Genomic DNA, 25475 nt, shown 5'->3' with positions numbered 1-25475 from the left:
TAAAAACGCATTTAAATTATTGTTCCGTGAGGAATTATTGCGTCTTTTTTTATGACTACAATTCCGTCTTTTATAACGTATTTGTCCGTTTCCGTATCTTCTAGATGTGGACCGCCATTTATCCTTACATCATCTCCTATTCTACAATTTTTATCGATAATAGCATTTTTTATAAAGCAGCGTTCACCTATTCCCATTAAAATATCAATCTTTTTTGTCTCAATATCTTCAAGAGATTCATAAATATCACTACCCATCATATACGTGTTTATAACTGTAGATTCTTTACCAATCCTAGATCGTATACCAATTACCGATTTTTCAATAGTTGCTGCATGAATCAAGCAACCTTCTGCAATTACAGCTCTATTTAATGTAGTACCAGAAACCTTCGATGTTGGTAAAATACGTGCATTAGTGTAGACTCTATTGTTTAAATCATAAAGGTTAAATTGAGGTATTTCATCGGTCAATCCTAAGTTAGCTTCAAAGAAAGAATCTATATTTCCGATATCTGTCCAATAACCTTCAAAAGGGAAACTTATTACTTTGTGTTTATCTATATTTTGCGGAATAATTTCTTTTCCAAAGTCTACTGTGCTTTCGTCATTCATCAATTCAACCAAAAGGTCTTTATTAAAAATATAAATCCCTGTTGATCCTAAATATTCACGACCTTGTTGTTTCATTTCGTCGCTAACTTCAGACTTCCAATCTACAATAACCTCTGCTGATGGCTTTTCAATAAAAGATGTAATTCTATTATCGTCATCTGTCTTTAATATACCAAACGAAGTGCCGTCTTTAGCATTTACAGGATAAGTAGCCACAGAGATATCTGCCTTGGCTTCTATGTGAGCATTAATCATGTCGTTATAATCCATTTGGTACAATTGGTCGCCAGAAAGTATTAATGCATACTCAAACTCGTGCTGAAGAAAATGGTGCATACTTTGTCTTACAGCATCAGCCGTTCCTTGAAACCATTTATCGCTTTTAATAGTTTGTTCTGCTGCTAATACATCCACAAATGCTGAACTGAAAAAACTAAAATGGTAAGTGTTTTTTATATGTCTATTTAAAGATGCCGAATTAAACTGTGTTAAAACGTACATACGCTTTACTTCTGAATTGATACAGTTTGAAATAGGAATATCCACCAATCTGTACTTACCAGCTATAGGTACTGCTGGTTTAGAACGCTTTTCTGTCAGTGGATATAAACGAGAACCTTGTCCTCCACCTAAAATGATACTTAAGACTTTATTGTTTACCATTACTTATTAATTAATGATTGATATATATTTTTAGTTTGCTTTGCAATTGCTTTCCAGTCAAAAAACTCTTCTACACGCTGTCTCCCATTTTTTGCCATTTTATCCCTGAGTTCTTTATCTGCTATTACTTTGTTTACACCTTCTGCCAAATCTCTAGAAAATTGATCTGGGTTTACAGGTTCAAAAGGCGCTACATTTTGCTGTTCTAAGTTAACTAACAAACCTGTTTCACCTTCAACCACAACTTCTTTAATACCACCAACAGCACTCGCAACAACAGCTGTTTCACAAGCCATGGCTTCTATATTTATAATTCCGAAGGGTTCATAAATAGATGGACAACAAAACACATCTGCATGAGAATACAACTGAATGACGTCTTTCTTGTCTAGCATCTTATCAATCCAAAAGATATTATCTCTCGTTTTAGACGCTTCTGCCACAGCATCTTCCATCTCTTTGGCAATTTCTTCTGTATCTGGCGCACCAGCACATAAGACTATTTGAGTATTAGCATCTATATATTTTATGGCATTTACTAAGTGAACGATTCCTTTTTGTCTTGTAATTCTTCCAACAAAAAGCACATAAGGTTTGTTTTTATCTATACCATAAGCTTCAAGAACATTAGTTTCTTTTACAACAGCATACTCCTTTAAATCAATACCATTGTATACCACTTCAATTTTATCTTCATCAACATTAAAGTGGGTTAAAATATCTTGCTTTGTTTCTTCTGAAACAGCAATTAGACAATCAGCCATTTCTATTGCTGTTTTTTCAATCCAGGAAGAAGCATCATAGCCCCTGCCTAATTGTTCACGTTTCCAAGGTCGTAATGGTTCTAGGGAGTGTGTAGTTAAAACCATTGGCACACCATAACACAATTTTGCCATTATGCCTGCAAAATGAGAATACCAGGTATGGCAGTGTACAATATCTGCATCGATGATATCAGCATTCATGTGTAATCCAGTACTTAAGGTTTTAAATATAGATTTTAATTTGCTATCACTATCTTTAAAAAAACCATCTTCAAAAGGATAACCTTTAACACTTAAGTTGTTAGCTGTTTTATCTTGGTCGCCAAAAGCCCTGACTTCAACTTGCATTAATTCAGATAATTCTTTGGCTAAATATTCTACGTGCACACCAGCTCCTCCATAAACATAAGGAGGAAACTCTCTGGTAAGAAATAATGCTTTCATCTATAACTGTTTATTGCTTTAAAGTCTTATGATGTCATTCGTTCTTTAACATTTTTTTGGTGCTAATAATATTAGAACTCATTTCATAAAACTAAAACCGATGAGAAAAGTATCAAAAAAATCTCCTCTGAAAATTAAATAAATATTATGATTTTATCAACTCTTTAAGGTATTTCATTTATAAAAAATCACACTGCTAGTTTTGTAATTTTTCAAAACTTGATACGACGAAAATTACAATCAAAAATTTGTAAATTTAAACTATGAAAAAGATTTTATTATTCGCATTAGCTGCCATTTTATTTAACTGCAATGGCTCTGCCCAAAAAAAAGAAACAAAAAAAGACAGCTTTCCAATCACCAAAACCGATGCAGAATGGAAAGCAGAATTGACCAAAATGGAATATTATGTTCTTAGAGAAGCTGGCACAGAGCGTGCGTTTTCTAGTCCTTTAAATAAAAATTATGAAAAGGGTGTTTATCATTGTGCTGCCTGTGATACACCTTTATTTAAAAGTGAACATAAATTTGATTCTGGCACAGGCTGGCCAAGTTTTGATAAAGAAATTGAAGGTAATGTGGCTTTTACAACAGATTATGAAATTGGATATGCACGTACCGAAGAACATTGCGCAACCTGTGGTGGACATTTAGGCCATGTGTTCAATGACGGTCCAAAAGCCACAACCGGAAAGCGTCATTGTATTAATGGTGTAGCATTAAAATTTGTTCCAGAAAACAACACAAAAGATGAATAGTTATCTTGAAAGTAGCATAAAACAATTTGAATATTACAAAAGTCTTGGAGATCAAACTTTTGACCAACTAACGTTTGAAGAATTAAAAAACGAGTTTACAAAAGACTCTAATTCCATTGCCATTATTGTAAAACATATTGTTGGCAACATGCTAAGTCGCTGGACCAATTTTTTAACAGAAGATGGCGAAAAAGAATGGAGAATGCGTGATGAAGAATTTATGGATTCGTTTCATACAAAAGAAGAGCTTTTATCTACATGGAACAAAGGTTGGGATTGCTTATTTAATGCCATAAAACCACTTAAAACCGAAGATTTAGATCGAATTATCTACATAAGAAATCAAGGTCACACAGTTGTTGAAGCCATAAACCGACAAATGATGCACTATGCCTACCATGTAGGTCAGATTGTGTTTTTAGGTAAACTTACCAAAGGAAATAATTGGCAATCGCTATCAATACCTAAAGGAAAATCAAAAGATTACAATCAAGAAAAATTCGCAAAAGACAAAGGCAAAAGACATTTTACCGAAGACCTTTAATATTACGTTTTGGTTTCGTAAATTCGTACTCTTAAAATTCAACTAAAAAATTACTCATGAGTAAATACGATATCATAGTATTAGGAAGTGGTCCTGGTGGCTACGTAACAGCAATTAGAGCATCACAATTAGGTTTTAAAACTGCTGTAGTAGAAAAAGAAAGTCTTGGTGGTGTATGTTTAAATTGGGGTTGTATCCCAACAAAAGCACTTTTAAAATCCGCTCAGGTTTTTGAATACCTAAAACACGCTGAAGATTACGGTTTAAAAGTTAAAGATGCGGAACACGATTTTGATGCAGTTGTAAAACGAAGCCGTGGTGTCGCAGATGGCATGAGTAATGGTGTAAAGTTCTTAATGAAAAAGAATAAAATTGACGTTATTGAAGGCTATGGAAAAGTGAAGCCAGGAAAGAAAGTTGAAGTTGACGGTAAAGACTATTCCGCAGACCACATCATAATTGCAACAGGTGCGCGTTCTCGTGAGTTACCAAGCTTACCTCAAGATGGTAAAAAAGTAATTGGTTACAGACAAGCCATGACTCTAGATAAGCAACCAAAGAAGATGATTGTTGTTGGTTCTGGTGCCATTGGTGTTGAATTTGCTTATTTCTACAACGCAATGGGTACAGAAGTAACCATTGTAGAATATATGCCAAAAATTGTTCCTGTTGAAGATGATGAAGTATCAAAACAATTGGAGCGTAGCTTTAAAAAATCTGGAATTAAAATTATGACTTCTGCAGAAGTAACTTCTGTTGACACCTCTGGTGATGGTGTAAAAGCTACTGTTAAAACTAAAAAGGGTGAAGAAGTTTTAGAGGCTGACCTTGTACTTTCTGCTGTTGGAATTAAATCTAATATCGAAAATATTGGTTTAGAAGATGTAGGTATTGCAGTTGATAGAGATAAAATTTTAGTAAATGATTACTACCAAACCAATATACCAGGATATTATGCTATAGGTGACGTAACACCTGGACAGGCTTTAGCACACGTTGCTTCTGCCGAAGGTATTCTTTGTGTTGAAAAAATAGCTGGAATGCATGTAGAAGCTCTAGACTACGGAAACATTCCTGGTTGTACATATTGCGCGCCAGAAGTTGCCAGTGTAGGACTTACTGAAGCACAAGCAAAAGAGCAAGGTTACGATATTAAAGTTGGTAAGTTCCCATTCTCTGCATCTGGTAAAGCAAGTGCAGGAGGAAACAAAGATGGCTTTGTAAAAGTTATTTTTGATGCCAAATATGGCGAATGGTTAGGATGCCACATGATTGGTGCTGGAGTTACCGATATGATTGCAGAAGCTGTATTAGGTCGTAAATTAGAAACTACAGGTCACGAAGTTTTAAAAGCAGTTCACCCACACCCAACAATGAGTGAGGCGGTTATGGAGGCTGTTGCAGATGCTTATGATGAAGTTATTCATTTATAATTGAATAACAATTACAATAAATAAAAAATGCGATTCTATATGAATCGCATTTTTTATAACCTATATCCTAATCCTAGAAATAATACATTGGGAGATAATTCTTCGAGGCCAAAGGTATATTTCATATGCATACTTAAGTCTGATGAAAAATCATAGTCTAAACTAAGATCTGCTCTTACTTTAAATTTATTAGAGAAGAAATCAAAAAAATAATTTAAACTTGGACCTACCAGAATATGAACATTATCATAGATATCATATTTTAAATAAATAGGTGCATTTAAAAATTTAAAATCACCAACTCCATTATACAAGAGTTCAGTTTGAATATGAAACCCACTTTCTATTGGAAAATCTACAAAAACACCTCCATAATAACCTATCTCAGTATCTGGATTAGTACCAAAATCACCTTCCGTAACCTTAAAAAAAGTAAAGTTTAATCCACCTTTAACACCAAATTCTGTTTGAGCAGAAAGCATCAAACAAAAACAAGCAATTAGAATTGTAAAGGCACATTTTCTCATAGTTAAAGCATAAAACTTTCAATAGCAAGATCATAGCTTTTTAGACCAAAGCCGAGAATTACTCCTTTTGCATTAGGCGAAATATAGGATTGATGTCTAAATTCCTCACGCGAAAATGTGTTGGATATATGCACTTCTACAACTGGTGTATCAATAGCTTTTACAGCATCACCAATACCAACAGAAGTATGTGTATAGGCAGCAGCATTTAAAATGATACCATCATAACTAAAACCAACGTCTTGCAACTTATCAATAAGCTCACCTTCTATATTAGATTGAAAATAATCTAACGCAATATTACTGTATTTAGATTGAAGTGTTTTTAAATAATCTTCAAAAGTTTGACTGCCATAAATTTCTGGTTCACGTTTCCCTAATAGATTTAAGTTTGGTCCGTTGATTATAATCAGTTGCTTCATAGAGTAAATATAGAAAAATTAGTGCATAAAAAAACCGAAGCAAATGCTTCGGTCTTAATTATAATATAGTGTTTGGTTTAGAATACAAATAATAAACCAAAAGAAGCGTTACCACCAAATGGGTTAGCTACATCACCAAAACCGAAGTTAAAGTTAGTTTCTGCTTCTGCACCATCAGTATCATACTTAGCAGAAGAGAAAGATAATACATTCTTTAATCCGAAAGTTAAAGCAATGTTTTCAGTAGCAAAGTAGTTAATACCTAAACCTAAACCAGCTCCAAAGCCATTTAACTTTGCATCAGCAATTTTATCGTTGGCAGAAGAATAAGCAACACCAAACTCTGCATTAGTTTTAAAACGCTCTCCTAAATCTAAGAAATAGTAACGCGCAAAAGCACCAACACCAAATCCAGTTACGTCAGATGTATCTGTACCACCAACTTCTGTTTTGTATGAGTTGAACATTAACTCACCACCAATAGCTAAATCATCACTAATAAAATAACCTACCTTTGGGCTAATGTTAAAACTGTTTGATTTTTCATCAGTATTTTTGTCATTGTAGCTGTTAAAGCCAACGTTACCTTCTACAAAGATGTCTCCTTCAGAAAATCCGAAAGTTTTGTCATCTTCTTGAGCGTTCATATTTGTTAAACCGAATACTGCAATAGCAGCTGTAAGTAATACTTTTTTCATAATTGTATAAAGTTTAAAATTAATTTGGTCGGCAAATGTAAGTTATGAGCTACATATAAAACTTAAAAAATTGTTAACAAAAAGTGTATTTTATCGATATTGAAAAAAGCAAGAAAAAAATCTTAAACTATAAATAACTTAAAGTAATTTTAATTGGCTCTAAATAATTATAAAAATCTGAAAACATACTAAGTAGATATATTATCACTTAAATTTATATCCTAAACCTATTTGCAAAAAATTAACTTTAAGCTTTGCATCAAAACCATCGTAGGCATCGCCTAAACGATTGCTTAAGCCATAAGAAAAACGCATATCCATAAATAAACTTTGAGATATATCAAAAGTAACACCTGCAGCTAAGCCCACACCTAACCGCTTTATATCTTCAACATCTTTTTCTAATATATAATCTAATTGTGGCCCTAATAAAATGCTAAAAGACTCTTTTACCTTATATTTCCCCATAATAGGAAATACCAACACATCTCCATCAATATTATATTGAGTTACTAAAACATATAACAACTCTGGTTGGATACTAATTTTATCTGTAATTGAAAAATCGGTAAAGAATCCTAAATAAAACCCAGATCCACTTTCAGAAGCAGAATCGCCTTCAAAGGAAAATCTTTCGGTAAAAGAGTTGTAACCTCCCTTAATTCCATAAGACAAATTAACTGATTTAGTTTTAGCATCATTTTGTGCATTACCTATTACAGCCATTAAAAAGACTAAACTTGCAGATAAAATATTCTTCATAATTTTTTGTTTGTTTTTAATTGATAAAATAAAAAAAGAGAGGCAAAATTGCCTCTCTTTTTTATTTAGAATTTTTTTAATTCTTAAAATCCGTATTCAACTCCTAAAGTCAGTGCGCTAAAAGTAAATCCATCTGCACTAACATTTGAAAAAGCAAGTACAACATCAAGTGGTTCACTTACGCTATAAGAAGCTCTAGGTCTGTAATAAAATCCACCATCGTTACCTTCGTTTACACCTAAAGCATAACCTAAATCAGCACCTAATGTAAAATCATCAGAAACCGCATAACGACCAGTCGCAGCAATTGGAATAAATCCAGCTGAATCACCAAAATCCTTATATTCAGATTTAAGTGACGTATTAGAATAACCTGCTGTTACACCAGCATCAAAAGCATCAGACACCTCCCATAAAGCAGCAACATCTAATTGAATATTAAAGCTATATGCTGTATCAGCATCACCAACAGGTATACCAGCATTTAAACCTACTTTAAATTCTTGTGCATTAACACTTGCAAAAGCAAAAACTGCAAAAGCAGCTAAAAATAATTTTTTCATAATCTTTTAAGTTTTAAAATTGATTAATACAAACTAAAGCCTTTTTTTTATAATATTAAAATTTTCGCATAGAGTTATTAACAATTTTGTAAACATTTTTTTGTAAAGTTCTAAAAGTTAGATTTTTACGAATTACGTTATTAACATTTTTTATTAAAAATACGATGAATTACGTATCATTTTCATTACTTTTTAGCCCTAAAACCTCTATTTTTTACCATGAAATGGTCTCAGGCAATTAAAGATTATAGGCATTATTTGCAAATAGAACGTGGCCTATCTCATAATTCTATTGAAAATTATAGCTTCGATATAAAAAAACTCATCAACTATCTAGAAGATAATGAAATACATATAGCTCCAGATAAGATTGATAAAGACCAAATAAAACAATTCATCTATTCTATATCTAAAACTATAAATCCAAGATCTCAAGGAAGATTAATTTCTGGTTTAAGAAACTTTTTTGATTATTTGGTTTTTGAAAATTATAGAGATTCTAATCCTATGGATTTAATTGAGTCCCCAAAAATTGGTAGAAAGCTTCCAGATACGTTATCTGTCGATGATATTGATTTACTGATTAACACTATAGATCTAAGCTACCAATACCAAGGAGTTAATCTTGGAGAGCGCAATAGAGCTATCATTGAAACCTTATATAGTTGTGGTCTGCGTGTTAGTGAACTTATTGAATTAAAAATATCAGATCTGTTTTTTGACGAAGGTTTTATAAAGGTTACAGGTAAGGGAGATAAACAACGTTTTGTTCCTATTGGTGAGTCTACTAAAAAATACATATATATATGGAGAGATATTAGAAACCATATTGATGTAAACCCAGAATCAAAAGATATTTTATTCCTTAATTATAAAGGCAATAAACTAACACGCGCTATGATTTTTACGATTATTAAAAATCTGGTTAAAAAGTCTGGATTAAATAAAACCGTATCGCCACATACATTTAGACACTCTTTTGCAACGCATTTATTAGAAAATGGTGCGGACCTTAGAGCTATACAAATGATGCTTGGCCACGAAAGTATTACTACAACCGAAGTCTATATGCATGTAGATCGCTCTCACTTAAGTGATGTACTCAATAAGTTTCATCCTAGAAAATAAAAAGGTGTCCTAAACTAATAGAACACCCTTTTACCATTACTTGAGTTAGTTATCTTTATTTAGCAATATTCACTGCTCTTGTTTCTCTAATCACTGTAACTTTTACCTGACCAGGATAAGTCATGTCTGTTTGAATTTTCTGAGAAATTTCAAACGATAAGCTTGCTGCCTTTTCATCAGATACTTTTTCGCTTTCTACAATAACACGCAACTCTCTACCTGCTTGTATGGCATACGCTTTTTTAACACCTGTAAAACCAAATGCTACATCTTCCAAATCTTTAAGACGTTGAATATAAGAATCCAAAACTTGACGTCTCGCACCTGGTCTTGCGCCAGAGATGGCATCACAAACCTGAATAATTGGAGATAGCAATGTTGTCATTTCTATTTCGTCGTGGTGCGCTCCAATAGCATTACAAACTTCTGGTTTTTCGCCATGCTTTTCTGCCCATTGCATACCTAAGATAGCGTGTGGAGTTTCTACATCTGTCTCAGACGATGGTACTTTACCTATATCGTGTAATAATCCTGCACGTTTTGCTAATTTAGGATTCAATCCTAATTCGGCAGCCATTACACCACAAAGTTTGGCAACTTCTCTAGAGTGCTGTAATAAGTTTTGACCGTAAGACGAACGATACTTCATTCGACCTACCATTTTTATTAGTTCTGGGTGTAAACCATGGATACCTAAATCTATTACGGTACGTTTACCAACTTCTATGATTTCTTGCTCTATTTGCTTCTGCGTTTTCTTTACAACTTCTTCAATACGAGCTGGATGAATTCTACCGTCTGTTACTAATTTATGAAGTGATAAACGTGCTACTTCACGTCTTACAGAATCAAAACAAGATAAAATAATAGCTTCTGGTGTGTCGTCTACAATAATCTCTACACCTGTTGCTGCTTCTATAGCTCTAATATTTCTACCTTCTCTACCAATAATTCTACCTTTAACATCATCAGATTCAATATTGAAAACAGACACACAGTTATCAATTGCTTCTTCGGTACCAATACGTTGAATAGTATTGATGATTATCTTCTTAGCTTCTTGCTGAGCAGTCATTTTAGCTTCTTCTACCCTATCTTGTACATAAGCCATCGCATCTGTTTTGGCTTCTTCTTTCAACGATTCTACCAATTGCTCTTTAGCTTCTTCTGCTGATAATTGAGAAATAACCTCTAGCTGTTTTATTTGGCTTTTGTGCGCTTTCTCTATTTCATCTTTCTTTTTATCTAAGAATTCTAATCTAAAGTTGTAATCCTTTAATTTGTCTTCTAAAGACTGATTGGATTTTTTAGCTTTAGACAGCTCATTAGAAACTTGAGATTCTTTATCTCTAATGCGCTTTTCGGCCTCTGCCATTTTTTTGTCTCTAGACAGAATTACCTTTTCATGTTCTGCCTTTAGCTCAATAAATTTCTCTTTGGCCTGTAGTATTTTATCTTTTTTTAAAGCCTCAGCATCTGCTTTAGCTTGTTTTAAAATTGATTTGGATTCGCTCTCAGCATTAGCGATTAACTTAGACGCTTTGCCTTTCTCCAGAGATTTAGCAATTACGTATCCTATTATTAATCCTAATACTACTCCTCCAACAATATATAGTATCGTGTTAGTGTCCATGTTTATAGTTTAGTTTAGTATATAAAAAAAGCCTACATCAGTTTTGGATTTTGTATAAACTCCTTAAAAACAAGTTTAGGGCTAACAAACTGATCAAGGATCTGCCCAAATACTAAGCGTATTAGCAGCATGCTTTTACAATTCAAACTCACCCTTTTTAAAGAATTAACGTTGAGTTTATCAAAAAATATAACTAATGTAGGCAGTAACCTTTTTGTATTTTAAAGAACGTACGAGTTAAATATGCTTATTTAAAAGGTCATTTAAAGCTTCTAGCTTTTCCTGTACCTCTTCATTTACATATTCCTTATCTATCGATTTTTGCTCTACCTGAGCTGCAAATTGCAAGGCACACATGGCCAAAACATCTTGCTTATCTCTAACAGAGTAATTCTGCTCAAACTGACCAATCATAGCCTCAATTTTCTTTGTGGCCTTACGCAAACCTTCTTCCTGCTTAGGATTAATTGTCAACGGATATACTCTATTGGCAATAGAAAGTTTAATTTTTAATTGATCTGACATCTAGTCTAAATTTACAACTTTATTCTGAGAGTTGACCAATACAATGGTCAATTTCTCTTATAAGTGCATTTATTTTGAGCTTTGTTTCTCGTTTATTTTCGTCACTACCAAGCATTGAATTTGCTATTTTGAGTGTTTCATATTTATCTGCCCAAGAAGCAATCTCTTCTTGCTGCTCCAGAAGTTTTTGTTGCTGTTCTTCAAGCTGTTGAGATAATCTTGCATTGGTTTGCTTTAAGACTTCTTGCTTATGTAAAACCTTGCTAATTTTATTCTCTAAAGCATCAACAATTTCTTCTATTTTACTCATTTAAGTAATTCAATACTGTTGAAACAAATTTAACATACCTATTTAAAAAACACAATTCTTTTACAATTATTTTTAATTGATATAACATCTTAAAAATTAAAACGTTCAGAAAAATAATACAGATTTCTGGTTTGTAATTCTTGTTCAATTTGATATTTTAGCTGTAATAGTGCTCTTTATGAAAAAACTTTTGCTTTTATTCTTAGTTTCGAGTTCGATGTTTTCGCAGTCGGAATACCCTCAAGATTATTTTAGGGATCCTTTGGATATCACTTTAGTCCTTTCTGGCACTTTTGCAGAACTTAGATCGTCACACTTTCATTCTGGTCTAGACATAAAAACACAACAAAAAACGGGTTTAAAAGTATATACAGCCGCTGAAGGCTATGTAAGCAGAATAAAAATATCGCATTACGGTTACGGTAAAGCACTCTACATTACACATCCTAATGGATATACAACTGTATATGCACATCTTCAGAAATTTTCTGACCGACTAGAAAAATATATCAAAGAGTGCCAATATGACAAGGAAAGTTTTGAGGTTGAAGTTTTTCCAAGTACAGATGAATTGTTAATTGCTCCCGATGAAGTTATCGCCTATTCCGGAAATACAGGTGGCTCAGGTGGACCTCACTTACACTTTGAAATTAGAGATAATCAAGAACGTCCAATTAATCCCATGCTATTTGGTATAGATATCAAGGATTCCAAAAAACCATTTGTTTCTGCAGTATATGCTTATCCCAAAGATGAAAATGCTGTAATTAACGGTAAAAACGAACGTGTTCCATTACGTTTAATTCCTCAACAGAGTGGAGATTACGAGGTTGAAAAAATTACAGCTTACGGCAACATAGGCTTTGGTATAACCTCTTATGATAAGCAAGATTTAGCACCTAATAATAATGGTGTTAGTAACATTCAAACCTTTTTTAATGGCAATAAAAGTCTTGAAATAGATTTTAAACGCTTCAGTTTTGACGAAACCAAACACATTAAGCGTTTAATTGATTACGAATACTTTAAAACTAAAAAATCAAGAATTCAGAAATTATTCATTGAAAAAAATAATACGTTGAGCCTTTACAAAGATGCTTACGACAATGGCTACGTTACTATTGAAGACAGCACATCTTCGGTATACAAAACCAGAATAAGAGATTTTAAAGGCAACGAAACTTGGATAAACATTCCTATTAGAGGCAAACACGAAGTATTAGAAACACCTGAAAATCATTCTTACAATAAAACAACCATATTTGCAGACCAAGCAACAGAGTTAAAATCGGGTTTAATTACAGTTAATTTTTACCCAAATACGGTTTATGAAGATGTCAACATAGATTATAGTGTGAGCTCAGATACGCTTCACCTTCATGAAGATAACATTCCATTACAAAAGAATTTTTACATCAATTATGATCTAAATAATTATAAGTCTGAAGATTTAGACAAAATGTTTATTGCAAGATTATATGGTTACTACCAAAGACCGAGTTATGTTAGCACCAAGCGAAAAAGCAACATCTTAAGTGCTGGTAGTAAAATTTTTGGAACCTATACACTTGCTATGGATACTGTAGCACCAACTATTACTCCTTTAAATTTTAAAGACAAAAAATGGTTGAGTAAGTATCGTTATCTTAAAGTGAAAATTGATGACGATTTATCTGGAATAAGCAAGTATAGAGCAACTGTAAATGGTAAATGGATTTTAATGGAGTATGATTATAAGACAAATATGTTGGTACACGATTTTAACGATAACATCGTTAAGGATACTAAGAACGATTTAAAGATAATTGTTACCGATAATGTTGGAAATAGTTCTACATTTGAAGCAACCTTTTTTAGAAAATAAAACTAAACTAATTGAAACGCTTACAACTCACACTACTCCTTAGCTTACTTTTTAGTGCACTTTCTTTTTCACAAACTGCTGTTATTAGAGGTGTAATTCTCGACGAAACAAACAGCCCAATTGAAGATGTAAACATAAAAGCTTCTACTGGTGAAGGCACAGCTACCAATGAAAATGGCTTTTATGAGCTTAGAATACCTTCTGATGTTGAAGTGACAATAGAATTTACACACTTAGGGCATAGCCGAATAGTACAAAAGTTTCAATTAAAAAATGGCCAGGAGTTAGAGTTTAATCCTGTAATGAAGGTTGAAGCAGAGCAAATTGCTGAAGTTGTCATTTCTACCAATACACGACAAAATGACGATGGTGTCGTAAATATAGACCCAAAAACATTAAGAACCATAAAAGGTGCACAACCAGGAATAGAAAACATTCTAAAAACCTTGCCAGGTGTTAATATCTCAAACGAGTTAAGTACACAATATTCTGTAAGAGGTGGAAATTTTGATGAAAACCTTGTTTATGTCAATGAAATTGAAGTCTATAGACCTTTTCTAATACGTTCTGGTAATCAAGAAGGACTAAGTTTTGTAAATACTGATTTAGTGTCTAATGTCGATTTTTCTGCTGGTGGATTTCAGGCTAAATACGGAGACAAACTATCTTCAGTATTAGATATTACGTATCGTAATCCAGCAGCATTTGGTGTTCGTGCGGATTTAAGTATGCTAGGCGGAAGTGTTGCAGCAGAAGCCGTATCTAAAGACGGTAAATTTTCAGGTATTGCAGGTGTTCGCTACAGAGATAACAGTTTAATTCTTAACAACCTCGAAACCGAAGGTAATGTAGAACCTGTTTTTGCAGATGCTCAAACCTATTTAACGTATCGCTTTTCTGATAAGTTTCATTTAAATTTTCTTGGGAACATTTCACTCAACAGATATAATTTTCAGCCAGAAAACAGACAAACCAACTTCGGGACGCTACAAGAACCCGTAGCCTTATTAGTCTTTTATGACGGTAATGAAGAAGACCAATACCAAACTTATTTTGGTGCTTTAAAAGCCAATTACTTTGTCAACGAGGATTTAACACTGAAGTTTATTGGTTCAGCATATCACACATTAGAACAAGAATATTTTGACATTTTTGCGCAATACCGTTTAGGTGAAGTCAATACTAATATTGGAGATGAAAATTTAGGTGAAGTAGAATTTAGCGAAGGTATTGGATCGCAGTTGACGCATGCACGTAATGACTTAGATGCATTTATAGTTAATGCAGAACACAGAGGAGATTATAAAATTGACGAAGAATCTACGGTTGAATGGTCTGTAAAATACACTCACGAAGATATAAGAGACCGTTTGGTAGAATATGAGATTATCGATTCTGCTGGTTTCTCTATTCGTCCACCAAACTTTAGTATCCCTAACCTTCAACCTTATGAACCTTATGAAGGACCATTAACTGCTTTTGAAGATATTAGAGCGTTAAACAGAGTTAAGATAGACAGAATGCAGGCTTTTGCCCAATATAGCAAACGCACAGAATGGGGAAACAACGAGGTGTTTTACAATGCTGGTGTGCGACTGCACAACTGGACTGTTAGTGGCGAAAACCTAGAAAGCAATACGCAAACTGTTATTAGTCCAAGAGCACAATTTGCCATAAAACCAGATTGGGATAAGGACATGCTTTTTAGAGTTGCTGGAGGTTTGTACTACCAACCACCTTTTTATAGGGAATTAAGAGATTCTTCAGGTGTTGTACAACCTAACGTAAAAGCTCAGAAGTCTTTTCACGTCGTTTTGGGTAATGAGTATAGTTTTAAGATTTGGGATAGACCATTTAAGTTAGTTACCGAAGCCTACTACAAAGGCTTATCTAATGTTAATACCTACACACTAGAAAACGTAAGGATTAGATACAGAGCCGAAAACAATGCCAAAGCATATGCCTACGGATTAGACATGCGCTTAAACGGAGAGTTTGTTCCTGGCACCGAATCGTGGTTTAGTTTTGGATACCTAAAAACTGAAGAAAATATAGATAATCGCGGCTATATTGCAAGACCTACAGACCAACGATTAAAGTTTGGAGCGTTATTTCAGGATTATGTACCTAATATGCCACATCTAAAAATGTATCTTAATTTAGTGTACAACACTGGTGTTCCTGGTGGTTCACCAAGTTATGCAGATTCTTACGATTATCAAATAAGGCTAAGAGATTACAGACGTGCTGATTTAGGAATTCAATTAGAATTGGTTAATCCAACAAAAACATATAAAGCCAACTGGAAAAAGAAGTTTAGAGAACTCTCTCTTGGTTTTGAAATCTATAACATGTTTAATAACCAAAATTCAATAACCAATACTTGGGTTAGAGATGTGTATACCAAACGACAATTTGCAATTCCTAATTATTTAACACCTCGTGTTTTTAACTTAAGGTTGTCTGCGAGATTTTAATTATGAGGTTTTACTTCTTATTATTTACACTCTCACTAATTACGATTAAATCGTTTTCACAAAATGATAAACCAACTTATTATTATGATGAAAATGAGTTTCAAATATCAGATAGTCTTTATTTTGAAAAAGTAAAACAGAATAAAGGTGAATTTGAATTTTTAAATCTCCACTTTGAAGTAGACACTAGTTTTTTTAGAATTCTAGTTAGAAGAAAAAAGTACGGTAAACTGAAGCAAAGTGAGTTTGATAGCCTACAAAAAAGTCTTGTAGGAAGTACAACTAAATCTGGAAATAAATATACAGTAATTCAGTATCACCCAGGAAAAGACCAATGTAATAGCGGTAATGCTGAAGTTAGATTCGATAAAATCACAATCTTTGAAAAGGGATATTTAAAAAAAATAAATAAAGAAGTTGGAATAGATAAATTTTGGGTTCACAAAGAAGACGAAAGGATAGATTATGATAAAGTGAAATCAGTCAAATGGCAAGCTGACGTCAATAGAACTGTCGAAAACTTGTTCTTCAAACTTCCTTATCCTTGTCATAGTTTTGTTATTGTCAATAATTATTCTAAAAATTACATTTCTTTTTTTAGCGAATATCATTCTGGAAATATCATCGATTGTTTTAAAGAACTAATTGATGGTGGTTAATTTTTCACATAGATAGCTAAACTTTTAGCGAAACGACCTAAATCCTCGTTGTAATACACACTTACATTCCTCAAAATTTATAAATTTGTAATTGTCTAATTCACTTTAGGTTACCCTACTAAGCTATAGTTATAAATTTTTTAAGCATGAAAAACACCCTCATCGCATGCCTATTGCTATGTTTTAGTGTGGCCTCAGCACAATCAGATTTATTTGTAAGTAATGGAAGTTACATCTTTGTAGATGGAACAGGATTTTCTAGTGGACCAAATATTGCTCCGCTTTTTGTTACTGATGATGTCAACCTAGAAACAAACTCACATATTTATTTACGCAATGATGCACAACTGCTACAAGGTTCTGGAACCACAGGAAACTCAGGGCAAGGTGAATTAAGTGTTTATCAAAACGGAACCGCTAATCAATGGGCTTACAATTATTGGTGCTCTCCAATTGGAGATATTTTACCTAGTAATATTAATAATCCTTTCCAAGTGAATCTAATAGATGATTCCCTAATTGGTAATGCGGACCCTAGAGCTAGTAATAATAGTACTCCGACAACTGCATTTGAGGGAACAGCAGATCCTTTAGTAATATCCACTAGATGGTTATATTCATTTGTTGCTTCTGACCAATATGCTGAATGGATCTATCTTGGATTTAACAATGACCTAAACCCAGGCTTAGGTTTTACAATGAAAGGTCATGGTACAGCAACAACTGGTAACACTATCTATGATTTTAGAGGTAAACCAAATAATGGAGTAATAACAAACACTGTTTTAGACTCTCAATTTACACTAATTGGAAATCCTTATCCAAGTGCTATAGACGCCAGAGACTTTATTCATGATCCAGCGAATGTTAATGAAATAGATGGAACTCTCTTTTATTGGGAACAAGATGGTAATGTAGCGTCACATGTATTACAAGATTATGTAGGTGGCTATGCTACTTACACAATTGATGTAACAGGTACAAATGAGACATTTAATTACGCTTTGTTTTATACTTACGACGAACAAGACAACTCAACTCCTGTCTTCACTCCACCACCAGCTCCTGTTCAGGCTGAAGGCGTAAAAATTGCTGGAAGGTATATCCCAGTTGGGCAAGGTTTTATGGTAGAAGGAATTAATGGACCTAATGGTGAAGTTACTGTTAATAATTCGATGAGAGAATTTGTAAAAGAAAATGGTACAACTAGTTTTTTCTTCAGAACGACTAACAATAGTGGAGAAAACGAATCTGTGTCTAGCAATAACCAAATTCAATATCAAGACAATGGTTTGTCATTAGTTCCTGAGGATTATAAAAGATTCAGGATTAATGTTGATTTTACTGTAGGTGAAAGTCAATACACAAGACAATTAGTACTCAATTTTCATGATTCAGCTACACCAGATTATGATAGAGGTTTAGAGTTAAAACTAGCTCAGGTTTATGACTCTGATGCTTATTTTGATTTACAAAATAAGGCCTACGGTTGTCAAGCCTATGCTTTTGACGAAGCACTTACAATTCCATTAGTTGTAGATATAGAAGAACAGCAACCATTGCGTTTTAGAATCTTTGATATTCAAAATTTTGATGATACTCAAGGTATATATATACACGATATTCAAGATAATCTTTATGTTGACTTAAGAACTCAAGACTACAACTTAAATATAGAACCAGGAAGCTACACAGATCGTTTTGAAATTGTATTTACTCCCGGTCAGTCCCTCGGTATTGATGATTTTGAAGTTAGTGATTTAACTATTCGACAAGATAACAACATTCACCAATTATCAGTTATCAACCCTAATGGTTTAGATGTAAAAACTATCGAAGTTTTCGATGTCGCTGGTAAGCGTATGTTAAATGAATTGTACGATTCTGTTTCTAACCGTTACAAATTATCAACTATAGATTTAAGTGATGGTGTGTATATTGTCAATGTAACTTCTAAAGCCAATACTGTAAAATCTGAGAAGATTATTGTTAAGCACTAATAATGTCTTTTAAAACATTTAGAGTATAATCGATGTCTTCTTTGGTTGTGAAAATACTAAAGGAAAATCGTACCGAAGGATGCTTTAATTTTTCTTCATCTAGAATTTCTGTGAGCACATGAGATTGTTGACTGCTACCACTTTGGCAAGCACTGCCTCTAGAACATGCAATACCCTTTAGATCGAGTTGAAACTGTAATATTGATGTCTTTGACGGCTCTAAAGGCAAGCAAACATTTACTAGCGTGTACGTACTTTTTTCGTTGTCTTCGCATCCACCATTAAAACTTACATTAGGCACAGCTGCTTTTAGCTGATTTATAAAGTATGCTTTAATTGAAGTTATTTGTTCTTTTTCAGCATCAAGATTGTTGTAAGCTATTTTTAAGGCTTCATCCATACCAACAATGTTATGTATAGATTCTGTACCTGCTCTATGACCTCTCTCCTGCTCGCCTCCAAAGATTAAAGGCTTTAATCCGGATTCTTTTCTAACAAAACAAAAGCCAACACCCTTTGGCCCATGAAATTTGTGAGCACTTGCTGCAAAAAAGTCAATTGGTATGTTTTGTAAATCTAACTTATAATGACCTACAGACTGCACACAGTCTGAATGAAACAAAGCATCGTTACCCTTACACAACTTTGCAACACGTTCAATATCAAGGATATTTCCAATTTCATTATTTACATGCATTAAGCTTACAATAGCTTTTTCAGAATTTTGTAATAAGCTTTCTAAATGTGTGTAATCTACCATTCCACATTCATCAAGGTTAACAAAACTTAGCTTAACATTATATTCTTTCTGTAATTGTTCAACAGTATGCAAAACCGCATGATGCTCAATTTTAGAGGTGATGATTTCTGTTACACCCAAATCTCTAACAGCACTTCGTAAAGCTAAATTATCTGCTTCCGTACCTCCAGAAGTGAAAACAATTTCAGAGGCTGATACATTAAAATAACCAGCTATGTTCTTACGACAATGTTCTAAGAGTGCTTTAGATGAACGTCCAAAACTATGTGTAGAAGAGGCATTACCATAACTATTGGCAAGAACTTCCGTCATACGATGTATTACTTCTGGTCGTAAGGCTGTTGTAGCCGCATTATCTAGATATACTTGCTTCATGCTACAAAAATATCTCAAATAAAATTATTTAGATAATGCAACGTTATAATTTTACAAATCCTTTATTTTTGTTCAAAATGTAAGTTTATGACGCGTTTCTTTTATATAATTTTTGCCCTACTACTTTTAACTGCTTGTGATGATGGAGATATTTTTACGGTAGACCTTGAGTTTGATAAAGAATTAGACCTTTGCTCCAATAATACAGAGTCTTTCCTCATATACGATACAAGACAAGATCCTGACGAATCTTTATCGTTAATTATACCTCGCGGCATTAATGATGAGTTACCTTTTACGGAAGCTACTCCGGTAGATGAGCCCATAGAGTATGTTATCAACGGATCATCAGTTCGATTTTTATATAGAACCTATAATAGATCGCTTGCTAACAATGAATTGTGTAACCCTGTGCCTCCATCTGATTTAGCTATTGTTGATGATCACGAAGCACCCTCTGGAACGGCTTATGCAACAGTAACTATTGAAGATGATGATAACGATGGTATCCCTTCTGATTTAGAAGGTAGAGGTGAAATGGATGAAAATGGTGATTATCCTGATGCGCAAGATAGTGATGGAGATGGTATCCCTGATTATTTAGATCAAGATGATGATAACGATAATGTACCAACTATAAACGAGATTGATACTGATGATTTAGATGGTGATGATGACCCAACAACAAACCCTTTAGATACTGATGGTGATGGTATTCCAGATTATTTAGATGAAGATGACGATGGTGATGGTGTAAACACTATTTTAGAAGATGAAAATCAAGACAAAAATCCTCGTAACGACCTTAATCTCAATGCCGATGGTGCTACAGTGCCACATTACTTAAATACGCTTGAGAATACACCTTATGAAAATCCTGGACTGACAGATAATAATACTTACACCAGAACTGTTACTGTGAATTTTTTAGTAACAAATTTCAATTTAGATATATTATCAGCTGATGAAATAGATTTTGGTACTTTAACGTACTCTTTTAATCTACCTGAGTAAAATTAAGGCTCTATATTCTGAAAAATTCTGACTTCAGTAGCACCTATTCCATAGGTTTTATAGTCAGCATCATAAAATTGCACATTACTATAACGCCCTAAAAGTGTTTCGAGTTCTTGTCTAAGCACTCCTTCTCCTACTCCGTGAATGAACACCATTTTTGGGATACGCTTTCGAATGGCAAATTCTAATTGTCTTCTGGCCGTATCTAATTGTAAGTTCATCATGTCAAAATTAGTCATGCCTTTTGTAGAATCTGTAAGTTGATGTATGTGTAAATCGACTTCAAATTTTGGAGCATGACGTTCTTTTGGTTTTACAGATTGTGATGCTTTTCGTTTAGGAATTTCTTTTTCTTTTTTTACAGTTTCTATATCTGTATCGTAGATGGCATTGTCTAAAATTTTCTTTGAGGATATTAGCATTAACTCATTATCTTCAAACTGAAACTCAAAACCATTAGCATCTTCAACGGTAATGGTAGTGCCAGAAACACGTATAACGGTTCCTGTAATTGCATCATCAATGGTTTCTACAATATCACCTATCTTCATCGTCTTCTATTGGTTCAGATTTTACAAAAGAGTCTTCCTCTTGTTTTTCATACTTACTTGGAATATTTCTGGATGTTCTATAGAAACCAAACATTAATAATACAATACCTCCTATTAAGAGAAAAGTGTTTTGTTCTTCGCCTGCTTGAGCATAAATCGCTATTATGCCACCAACAACGATACAAATAAGATTAATAAGTCTTGAAATATTCATGTTAAGTCTAATAATTCCCCTACAAAAATAAGGCATAGAATAGTAATTTTAATATTATCGAAAATAAATGTAAATGATTAATTTAGCTTTATGTTTCTACTTGTAAAAGGTCTTGAAGATTACATGTTGCCATGTGTTACAAAAAAATACTTTGGCATTGACTGTATTGGTTGTGGCTTACAACGTTCTGCTCTGTTATTTTTAAAAGGTCAGTTTGTAGATTCGTTTTTAATGTATCCTGCTCTTTATCCTATGCTACTTTTTTTTGCTTTTCTTATTTTTGATTTATTCATAAAAATAAAGCATAGCGAAAAAATAAAACTAGCTTTGGCAGCCTTTACAATTTTAGCAGCTGTTACTAACTATATTTTAAAACTATATATCAACTAATTAACTTAATTCATGCAAAAACTTAACACCACACTAGTTTACATTTTATCTGTAATAGGAATCATATGCTGTTGTGTCTATGGTCTTGGTACTATTTCTGCTATTGTAGCGATTATCATTGCCACTCAAGAACTTAAAAAATACAATGCCAACCCAGAAGAATATAGCAACGGTTCTGCTATGAAAAGTGCAAGAATATTCGCAATTGTATCGCTGTTTATCTCTTTTATTGGAGTTGCATTTATTGTATGGTTAATTATTAATCCTTGCGAATTCTTTGATTGGTATATTGGAATGTTTGAAAACAATCCAAACATACCAGCCGAAACCATGCAACAACTATATGATGCTGCAGAAAACGCAGGTTGTAGATAATTAAACTAATAATCAAACAAAAAAAATACCACGACTTTTCATCGTGGTATTTTTTTTATGTAGCGTTTATGTATTATTCAAACTCCTTTAGAGTTTTTGTAATTATAGATACACAGTCCAATAACTGATCTTCAGTCATTACTAAAGGTGGTGCAAATCTTATGATATTGCCATGTGTAGGTTTTGCTAACAAACCGTTATCTCTAAGTTTTAAGCAAATATTCCAAGCCGTATCGCTATCTTCATCATCATTAATAACTACAGCGTTTAGCAAGCCTTTTCCTCTTACTAATTTAGCTATAGTACTAGTTTCTATATACTTGTTTAATTCACTTCTAAAAAGCTGACCTAATTTTTCAGCATTCTCAGCTAAACTTTCATCTTTAACAACCTCTAAAGCAGAAATAGCAACAGCAGCTGCAACAGGATTACCACCAAAAGTACTTCCGTGGTTACCTGGCTTTATAACGTTCATTACATTATCATTAGCCAATACAGCAGAAACAGGATATGCGCCACCAGAAAGTGCTTTACCTAAAATTAAAATATCAGGTTTAACATTTTCATGATCTACCGCAAGTAACTTTCCTGTTCTGGCAATACCTGTTTGCACTTCGTCTGCAATAAAAAGTACACCATGTGCTTCGCACAATGCTTTAGCTTTAGCTAAATAGCCTTCGCTCGGTACATAAACTCCAGCTTCACCTTGAATTGGTTCTACTAAAAATCCTGCAACATTTTTATTGTGCTTTAAAGCGGTCTCTAAAGCTTTTAAATTATCATATTCAATCTTGATAAATCCATCGGTATAAGGACCAAAGTTTTTACGAGCCACAGGATCGTTAGAAAATGATATAATGGTTGTTGTTCTTCCGTGAAAGTTGTTCTCACAAACTATAATTTCTGCTTCATTTTCTTCAATACCTTTTACTTCGTAAGCCCATTTTCTACAAAGCTTTAATGCGGTTTCTACAGCTTCTGCACCTGTATTCATTGGTAATAATTTATCAAAACCAAAATACTCGGTTGCAAACCTCTCGTACTTACCTAACATATCGTTATAAAAGGCTCTAGACGTTAACGTTAATGTCTGCGCCTGGTTGGTCATTGCACCAACAATTTTAGGATGACAATGTCCTTGGTTTACTGCAGAATATGCAGACAAGAAATCGTAATATTGTTTTCCTTCTAAGTCCCATACATGCACACCTTCTCCTTTACTTAATACCACTGGTAATGGATGATAGTTATGTGCACCATACTTGTTTTCTAAATCTATCGCTTGTTGCGATGTTAATTGGTCTAAAACAGCCATTTTAAAATAATTTAATTGTGAAAAAATAACCATTCCTGCTCTACCTTTATTCCTTCGTAAGCTTTGCGCAACCATTTTTGAAGTTATGGTGAAGCCTAGAAAAAGCAGCGTGGGAGAGAAATCATCCCTAGAGGTCGTAAATTTAGTAATTTCTATACGATATATAAATAATCACAATCAATTTTAAGCATAGAGTTTTACAAAATGCCACTATCTTTGCACTCAAAATTTTAGTACATGCCAAGACGAGAACGCAATAAGTTTGTAAAAAGAGGTGAGACAATAGAAATCTTAATAGAAGATTATGCTTTTGGAGGAAAAGGTATTGGTAGAATTAGAAATGAACATGGCGAATTTGTAGTTTTTGTACCTAATACATTACCTGGACAATTAGTTAAGGCACAAGTAAAAAAGTCGAGCAAAAAATATGCTGAATGTAAGTTACTTGATGTTTTAAAACCTTCTGAAGATGAAATAAAAATGCCGTATCAGGATATTCCTGGAGCACCTTATATTCAGTTACCAATAGAAAAACAACATGAGTATAAAAGGCAAAGTACTTTAGAACTTTTTAAGCGTATTGGCAAGGTAAAAGATATTGAAACCAAATTTGATGCGTTTGTCGGTTCTCCAAATACATTCCACTACCGTAATAAAATGGAATATGGATTTTCTGCGATTGGTTTTGATCGCGAAGCCAATACAGATGTAGATGAGTTTACACTAGGTTTTAAACGTAGAGGCCTTTGGTGGTGTGGAGATAACCTTAATAGCGATTCTGGTTTATTTGACGCTGACGTAGAAAACCACCTGAAAGACATTAGAACCTATTGCAAGAATACAGGTTTAGCACCTTGGCACGGACCAAAAAAGGAAGGCTTCTTTCGATATTTTGTAGTTAGAAAATCATATAAAACAAACAGATTACTTTTTAATCTTGTAACAACTTCTCACGATTTAGATCAGTTTAATTTAGATGCATTTGCCAGCTATTTAGTTGAATTGTTTGGTGATAGAGTTGCAGGATTACTTCATACTATAAATGATGAAATTGGTGATAGAACTATTGCTACAACAGGAAGTATAAATCTAATTTATGGTGAAGACAAGATTGTTGAAGAGTTATTAGGACTCAACTTTGAAATTAGCATGAAGAGCTTTTTTCAAACCAATCCTAAATGTGCCGAAAAACTCTATTCTAAAGTTGTAGACTATGCTTTAGAAAATAAAGACGCTATAGATAATACTGTTGTTTTAGATTTATTTTGCGGAACAGGAACTATTGGTCAAATTGTTGCCAGCAAAGCAAACAACACCAAAATTGTAGGTGTAGATATTGTTGCGTCTGCTATTGAAGATGCCAAAGAAAATGCAAAGCGCAACAATATTAAAGGTTTAGAGTTCTATGCAGCAGATGTTGGTAAGTTCTTAACTGAGCACCCTGAATACCAAAATAAAATACGAACCATTATTTTAGATCCAGCCAGAGCTGGGATTGCGCCAAAAACCCTTAAAAAAATAATAAACCTTAATGCAGACCGTTTGGTTTATGTATCTTGTAATCCAGCAACACAAGCTAGAGATACAGAGCAATTATTACTTGCAGGATATCAAATAAAAAAGTTAAGTTTGGTCGATCAATTTCCGCATACAGCGCATATTGAAACTGTAGTTTTGTTTGAAAAATAAT

Annotated in this window: 26 protein-coding genes and 1 other RNA gene; 12 read left to right on the top strand and 15 right to left on the bottom strand. The window is 33.5% G+C overall.

All coding sequences use genetic code 11. The features are described from left to right. Positions 1 to 11: 11 nt before the first annotated feature. Positions 12 to 1277 (bottom strand): glucose-1-phosphate adenylyltransferase, encoded by a 1266-nt coding sequence (locus MST30_RS12995; RefSeq protein WP_243471833.1) that lies wholly within the window; start codon positions 1275 to 1277, stop codon positions 12 to 14. Beyond that, on the bottom strand, positions 1277 to 2485 hold the full coding sequence (gene glgA / locus MST30_RS12990) for a glycogen synthase (RefSeq protein WP_243471832.1): 1209 nt from the start codon (positions 2483 to 2485) through the stop codon (positions 1277 to 1279). Before glgA ends, MST30_RS12995 begins: the two co-directional genes overlap by 1 nt. Positions 2486 to 2748: 263 nt before the next feature. Here glgA and msrB point away from each other — a divergent pair, with 263 nt between their 5' ends. Genes msrB through lpdA form a run of 3 tightly spaced genes read left to right on the top strand, consistent with a single transcriptional unit; the run spans position 2749 to position 5220 of the window. After that, positions 2749 to 3243, top strand: coding sequence for a peptide-methionine (R)-S-oxide reductase MsrB (gene msrB, locus MST30_RS12985; protein ID WP_243471831.1), 495 nt, complete (start codon positions 2749 to 2751; stop codon positions 3241 to 3243). Further along, on the top strand, positions 3236 to 3787 hold the full coding sequence (locus MST30_RS12980; protein WP_243471830.1) for a DUF1572 family protein: 552 nt from the start codon (positions 3236 to 3238) through the stop codon (positions 3785 to 3787). The genes msrB and MST30_RS12980 overlap by 8 nt, the downstream gene beginning before the upstream one ends. 56 nt (positions 3788 to 3843) lie before the next feature. Continuing rightward, a complete protein-coding gene (gene lpdA, locus MST30_RS12975) occupies positions 3844 to 5220 on the top strand; it encodes a dihydrolipoyl dehydrogenase (RefSeq protein ID WP_243471829.1) in 1377 nt (458 codons plus the stop codon). 53 nt (positions 5221 to 5273) lie between these two features. Here lpdA and MST30_RS12970 read toward each other — a convergent pair whose 3' ends face one another. From MST30_RS12970 to MST30_RS12950, 5 genes are all read right to left on the bottom strand, one after another. Next, positions 5274 to 5747 carry an outer membrane beta-barrel protein gene (locus MST30_RS12970; RefSeq protein WP_243471828.1) on the bottom strand — a complete coding sequence of 158 codons (474 nt, stop codon included), beginning with the start codon at positions 5745 to 5747 and terminating at the stop codon, positions 5274 to 5276. A gap of 2 nt (positions 5748 to 5749) precedes the next feature. Further along, positions 5750 to 6169, bottom strand: a complete 420-nt coding sequence (aroQ, locus tag MST30_RS12965; protein WP_243471827.1) for a type II 3-dehydroquinate dehydratase — start codon at positions 6167 to 6169, stop codon at positions 5750 to 5752. Positions 6170 to 6246: 77 nt separating this feature from the next. Beyond that, entirely contained in the window at positions 6247 to 6867 is a 621-nt protein-coding gene (locus MST30_RS12960) for an outer membrane beta-barrel protein (RefSeq protein WP_243471826.1), read from the bottom strand. A 204-nt stretch (positions 6868 to 7071) separates the two neighbouring features. Next, positions 7072 to 7629, bottom strand: a complete 558-nt coding sequence (locus MST30_RS12955) for a porin family protein (RefSeq protein WP_243471825.1) — start codon at positions 7627 to 7629, stop codon at positions 7072 to 7074. A gap of 83 nt (positions 7630 to 7712) precedes the next feature. After that, positions 7713 to 8192, bottom strand: a complete 480-nt coding sequence (locus tag MST30_RS12950; RefSeq protein WP_243471824.1) for an outer membrane beta-barrel protein — start codon at positions 8190 to 8192, stop codon at positions 7713 to 7715. 219 nt (positions 8193 to 8411) lie between these two features. Here MST30_RS12950 and xerA point away from each other — a divergent pair, with 219 nt between their 5' ends. After that, positions 8412 to 9320 (top strand): site-specific tyrosine recombinase/integron integrase, encoded by a 909-nt coding sequence (xerA, locus tag MST30_RS12945; protein WP_243471823.1) that lies wholly within the window; start codon positions 8412 to 8414, stop codon positions 9318 to 9320. Between the two features lie 55 nt (positions 9321 to 9375). On the opposite strand, the gene rny is transcribed toward xerA, so the two are convergent. The 4 genes from rny to MST30_RS12925 form a co-directional block, all read right to left on the bottom strand. Next, positions 9376 to 10953, bottom strand: a complete 1578-nt coding sequence (rny, locus tag MST30_RS12940) for a ribonuclease Y (protein WP_243471822.1) — start codon at positions 10951 to 10953, stop codon at positions 9376 to 9378. Between the two features lie 56 nt (positions 10954 to 11009). Further along, positions 11010 to 11130, bottom strand: a non-coding RNA gene (gene ssrS / locus MST30_RS12935) — 6S RNA. Between the two features lie 60 nt (positions 11131 to 11190). After that, the gene (locus tag MST30_RS12930) at positions 11191 to 11478 is read right to left on the bottom strand and encodes a cell division protein ZapA (protein WP_243471821.1); all 288 of its coding nucleotides are present in this window, start codon (positions 11476 to 11478) and stop codon (positions 11191 to 11193) included. Positions 11479 to 11497: 19 nt separating this feature from the next. After that, positions 11498 to 11788, bottom strand: a complete 291-nt coding sequence (locus MST30_RS12925) for a coiled-coil domain-containing protein (protein WP_138434496.1) — start codon at positions 11786 to 11788, stop codon at positions 11498 to 11500. A 178-nt stretch (positions 11789 to 11966) separates the two neighbouring features. On the opposite strand from MST30_RS12925, the gene MST30_RS12920 reads away from it, so the two are divergent. The 4 genes from MST30_RS12920 to MST30_RS12905 all read left to right on the top strand — a co-directional run bounded on the left by MST30_RS12920 (position 11967) and on the right by MST30_RS12905 (position 18788). Continuing rightward, on the top strand, positions 11967 to 13652 hold the full coding sequence (locus MST30_RS12920) for a M23 family metallopeptidase (protein ID WP_243471820.1): 1686 nt from the start codon (positions 11967 to 11969) through the stop codon (positions 13650 to 13652). Positions 13653 to 13663: 11 nt separating this feature from the next. Beyond that, a complete protein-coding gene (locus MST30_RS12915) occupies positions 13664 to 16129 on the top strand; it encodes a TonB-dependent receptor (RefSeq protein ID WP_243471819.1) in 2466 nt (821 codons plus the stop codon). A 2-nt stretch (positions 16130 to 16131) separates the two neighbouring features. Then, entirely contained in the window at positions 16132 to 16788 is a 657-nt protein-coding gene (locus tag MST30_RS12910; RefSeq protein WP_243471818.1) for a hypothetical protein, read from the top strand. 146 nt (positions 16789 to 16934) lie between these two features. Next, a complete protein-coding gene (locus tag MST30_RS12905) occupies positions 16935 to 18788 on the top strand; it encodes a T9SS type A sorting domain-containing protein (protein WP_243471817.1) in 1854 nt (617 codons plus the stop codon). Here the strand turns inward: MST30_RS12905 and MST30_RS12900 are convergent. Then, entirely contained in the window at positions 18778 to 19923 is a 1146-nt protein-coding gene (locus MST30_RS12900; RefSeq protein WP_243471816.1) for a cysteine desulfurase family protein, read from the bottom strand. The genes MST30_RS12905 and MST30_RS12900 overlap by 11 nt on opposite strands. A gap of 87 nt (positions 19924 to 20010) precedes the next feature. On the opposite strand from MST30_RS12900, the gene MST30_RS12895 reads away from it, so the two are divergent. Then, complete coding sequence (locus MST30_RS12895; RefSeq protein WP_243471815.1) at positions 20011 to 20937, top strand: hypothetical protein; 927 nt, start codon at positions 20011 to 20013, stop codon at positions 20935 to 20937. 2 nt (positions 20938 to 20939) lie between these two features. Here the strand turns inward: MST30_RS12895 and MST30_RS12890 are convergent, their stop codons facing one another. Beyond that, positions 20940 to 21491: a DUF8465 domain-containing protein gene (locus tag MST30_RS12890; RefSeq protein ID WP_243471814.1), complete on the bottom strand. Its 552-nt coding sequence runs from the start codon at positions 21489 to 21491 to the stop codon at positions 20940 to 20942. After that, the gene (locus MST30_RS12885; protein ID WP_243471813.1) at positions 21478 to 21705 is read right to left on the bottom strand and encodes an LPXTG cell wall anchor domain-containing protein; all 228 of its coding nucleotides are present in this window, start codon (positions 21703 to 21705) and stop codon (positions 21478 to 21480) included. Before MST30_RS12885 ends, MST30_RS12890 begins: the two co-directional genes overlap by 14 nt. A 90-nt stretch (positions 21706 to 21795) precedes the next feature. Between MST30_RS12885 and MST30_RS12880 the strand changes: the two genes are divergently transcribed. Next, on the top strand, positions 21796 to 22095 hold the full coding sequence (locus MST30_RS12880; protein WP_243471812.1) for a DUF2752 domain-containing protein: 300 nt from the start codon (positions 21796 to 21798) through the stop codon (positions 22093 to 22095). A gap of 12 nt (positions 22096 to 22107) precedes the next feature. Further along, positions 22108 to 22470, top strand: coding sequence for a CCC motif membrane protein (locus MST30_RS12875; RefSeq protein WP_243471811.1), 363 nt, complete (start codon positions 22108 to 22110; stop codon positions 22468 to 22470). Between the two features lie 73 nt (positions 22471 to 22543). Here MST30_RS12875 and rocD read toward each other — a convergent pair whose 3' ends face one another. Continuing rightward, on the bottom strand, positions 22544 to 23785 hold the full coding sequence (rocD, locus tag MST30_RS12870) for an ornithine--oxo-acid transaminase (protein WP_243471810.1): 1242 nt from the start codon (positions 23783 to 23785) through the stop codon (positions 22544 to 22546). Positions 23786 to 24022: 237 nt separating this feature from the next. Here rocD and rlmD point away from each other — a divergent pair, with 237 nt between their 5' ends. Continuing rightward, positions 24023 to 25474: a 23S rRNA (uracil(1939)-C(5))-methyltransferase RlmD gene (gene rlmD, locus MST30_RS12865; protein ID WP_243471809.1), complete on the top strand. Its 1452-nt coding sequence runs from the start codon at positions 24023 to 24025 to the stop codon at positions 25472 to 25474. The last annotated feature ends 1 nt before the right edge of the window (position 25475 follow it).

Origin of the sequence: Winogradskyella sp. MH6, from assembly GCF_022810765.1 — a bacterium.
Lineage (GTDB): Bacteria > Bacteroidota > Bacteroidia > Flavobacteriales > Flavobacteriaceae > Winogradskyella.
Note: the sequence above shows the minus strand (reverse complement) of the source record. Positions and strands in the feature narration are given on the sequence as shown.

Bases quoted from the DNA above. Each gene is read 5' to 3' on its own strand.
- MST30_RS12995 (WP_243471833.1), bottom strand. From the start codon at position 1,277: ATGGTAAACAATAAAGTCTTAAGTATCATTTTAGGTGGAGGACAAGGT.
- MST30_RS12890 (WP_243471814.1), bottom strand. From the start codon at position 21,491: ATGAAGATAGGTGATATTGTAGAAACCATTGATGATGCAATTACAGGA.
- MST30_RS12960 (WP_243471826.1), bottom strand. From the start codon at position 6,867: ATGAAAAAAGTATTACTTACAGCTGCTATTGCAGTATTCGGTTTAACA.
- MST30_RS12950 (WP_243471824.1), bottom strand. From the start codon at position 8,192: ATGAAAAAATTATTTTTAGCTGCTTTTGCAGTTTTTGCTTTTGCAAGT.
- MST30_RS12875 (WP_243471811.1), top strand. From the start codon at position 22,108: ATGCAAAAACTTAACACCACACTAGTTTACATTTTATCTGTAATAGGA.
- glgA (WP_243471832.1), bottom strand. From the start codon at position 2,485: ATGAAAGCATTATTTCTTACCAGAGAGTTTCCTCCTTATGTTTATGGA.
- MST30_RS12880 (WP_243471812.1), top strand. From the start codon at position 21,796: ATGTTTCTACTTGTAAAAGGTCTTGAAGATTACATGTTGCCATGTGTT.
- rlmD (WP_243471809.1), top strand. From the start codon at position 24,023: ATGCCAAGACGAGAACGCAATAAGTTTGTAAAAAGAGGTGAGACAATA.
- MST30_RS12905 (WP_243471817.1), top strand. From the start codon at position 16,935: ATGAAAAACACCCTCATCGCATGCCTATTGCTATGTTTTAGTGTGGCC.
- MST30_RS12920 (WP_243471820.1), top strand. From the start codon at position 11,967: ATGAAAAAACTTTTGCTTTTATTCTTAGTTTCGAGTTCGATGTTTTCG.
- rny (WP_243471822.1), bottom strand. From the start codon at position 10,953: ATGGACACTAACACGATACTATATATTGTTGGAGGAGTAGTATTAGGA.
- lpdA (WP_243471829.1), top strand. From the start codon at position 3,844: ATGAGTAAATACGATATCATAGTATTAGGAAGTGGTCCTGGTGGCTAC.
- MST30_RS12925 (WP_138434496.1), bottom strand. From the start codon at position 11,788: ATGAGTAAAATAGAAGAAATTGTTGATGCTTTAGAGAATAAAATTAGC.
- MST30_RS12955 (WP_243471825.1), bottom strand. From the start codon at position 7,629: ATGAAGAATATTTTATCTGCAAGTTTAGTCTTTTTAATGGCTGTAATA.
- msrB (WP_243471831.1), top strand. From the start codon at position 2,749: ATGAAAAAGATTTTATTATTCGCATTAGCTGCCATTTTATTTAACTGC.
- MST30_RS12970 (WP_243471828.1), bottom strand. From the start codon at position 5,747: ATGAGAAAATGTGCCTTTACAATTCTAATTGCTTGTTTTTGTTTGATG.
- MST30_RS12910 (WP_243471818.1), top strand. From the start codon at position 16,132: ATGAGGTTTTACTTCTTATTATTTACACTCTCACTAATTACGATTAAA.
- MST30_RS12895 (WP_243471815.1), top strand. From the start codon at position 20,011: ATGACGCGTTTCTTTTATATAATTTTTGCCCTACTACTTTTAACTGCT.
- MST30_RS12900 (WP_243471816.1), bottom strand. From the start codon at position 19,923: ATGAAGCAAGTATATCTAGATAATGCGGCTACAACAGCCTTACGACCA.
- aroQ (WP_243471827.1), bottom strand. From the start codon at position 6,169: ATGAAGCAACTGATTATAATCAACGGACCAAACTTAAATCTATTAGGG.
- MST30_RS12980 (WP_243471830.1), top strand. From the start codon at position 3,236: ATGAATAGTTATCTTGAAAGTAGCATAAAACAATTTGAATATTACAAA.
- rocD (WP_243471810.1), bottom strand. From the start codon at position 23,785: ATGGCTGTTTTAGACCAATTAACATCGCAACAAGCGATAGATTTAGAA.
- MST30_RS12930 (WP_243471821.1), bottom strand. From the start codon at position 11,478: ATGTCAGATCAATTAAAAATTAAACTTTCTATTGCCAATAGAGTATAT.
- xerA (WP_243471823.1), top strand. From the start codon at position 8,412: ATGAAATGGTCTCAGGCAATTAAAGATTATAGGCATTATTTGCAAATA.
- MST30_RS12885 (WP_243471813.1), bottom strand. From the start codon at position 21,705: ATGAATATTTCAAGACTTATTAATCTTATTTGTATCGTTGTTGGTGGC.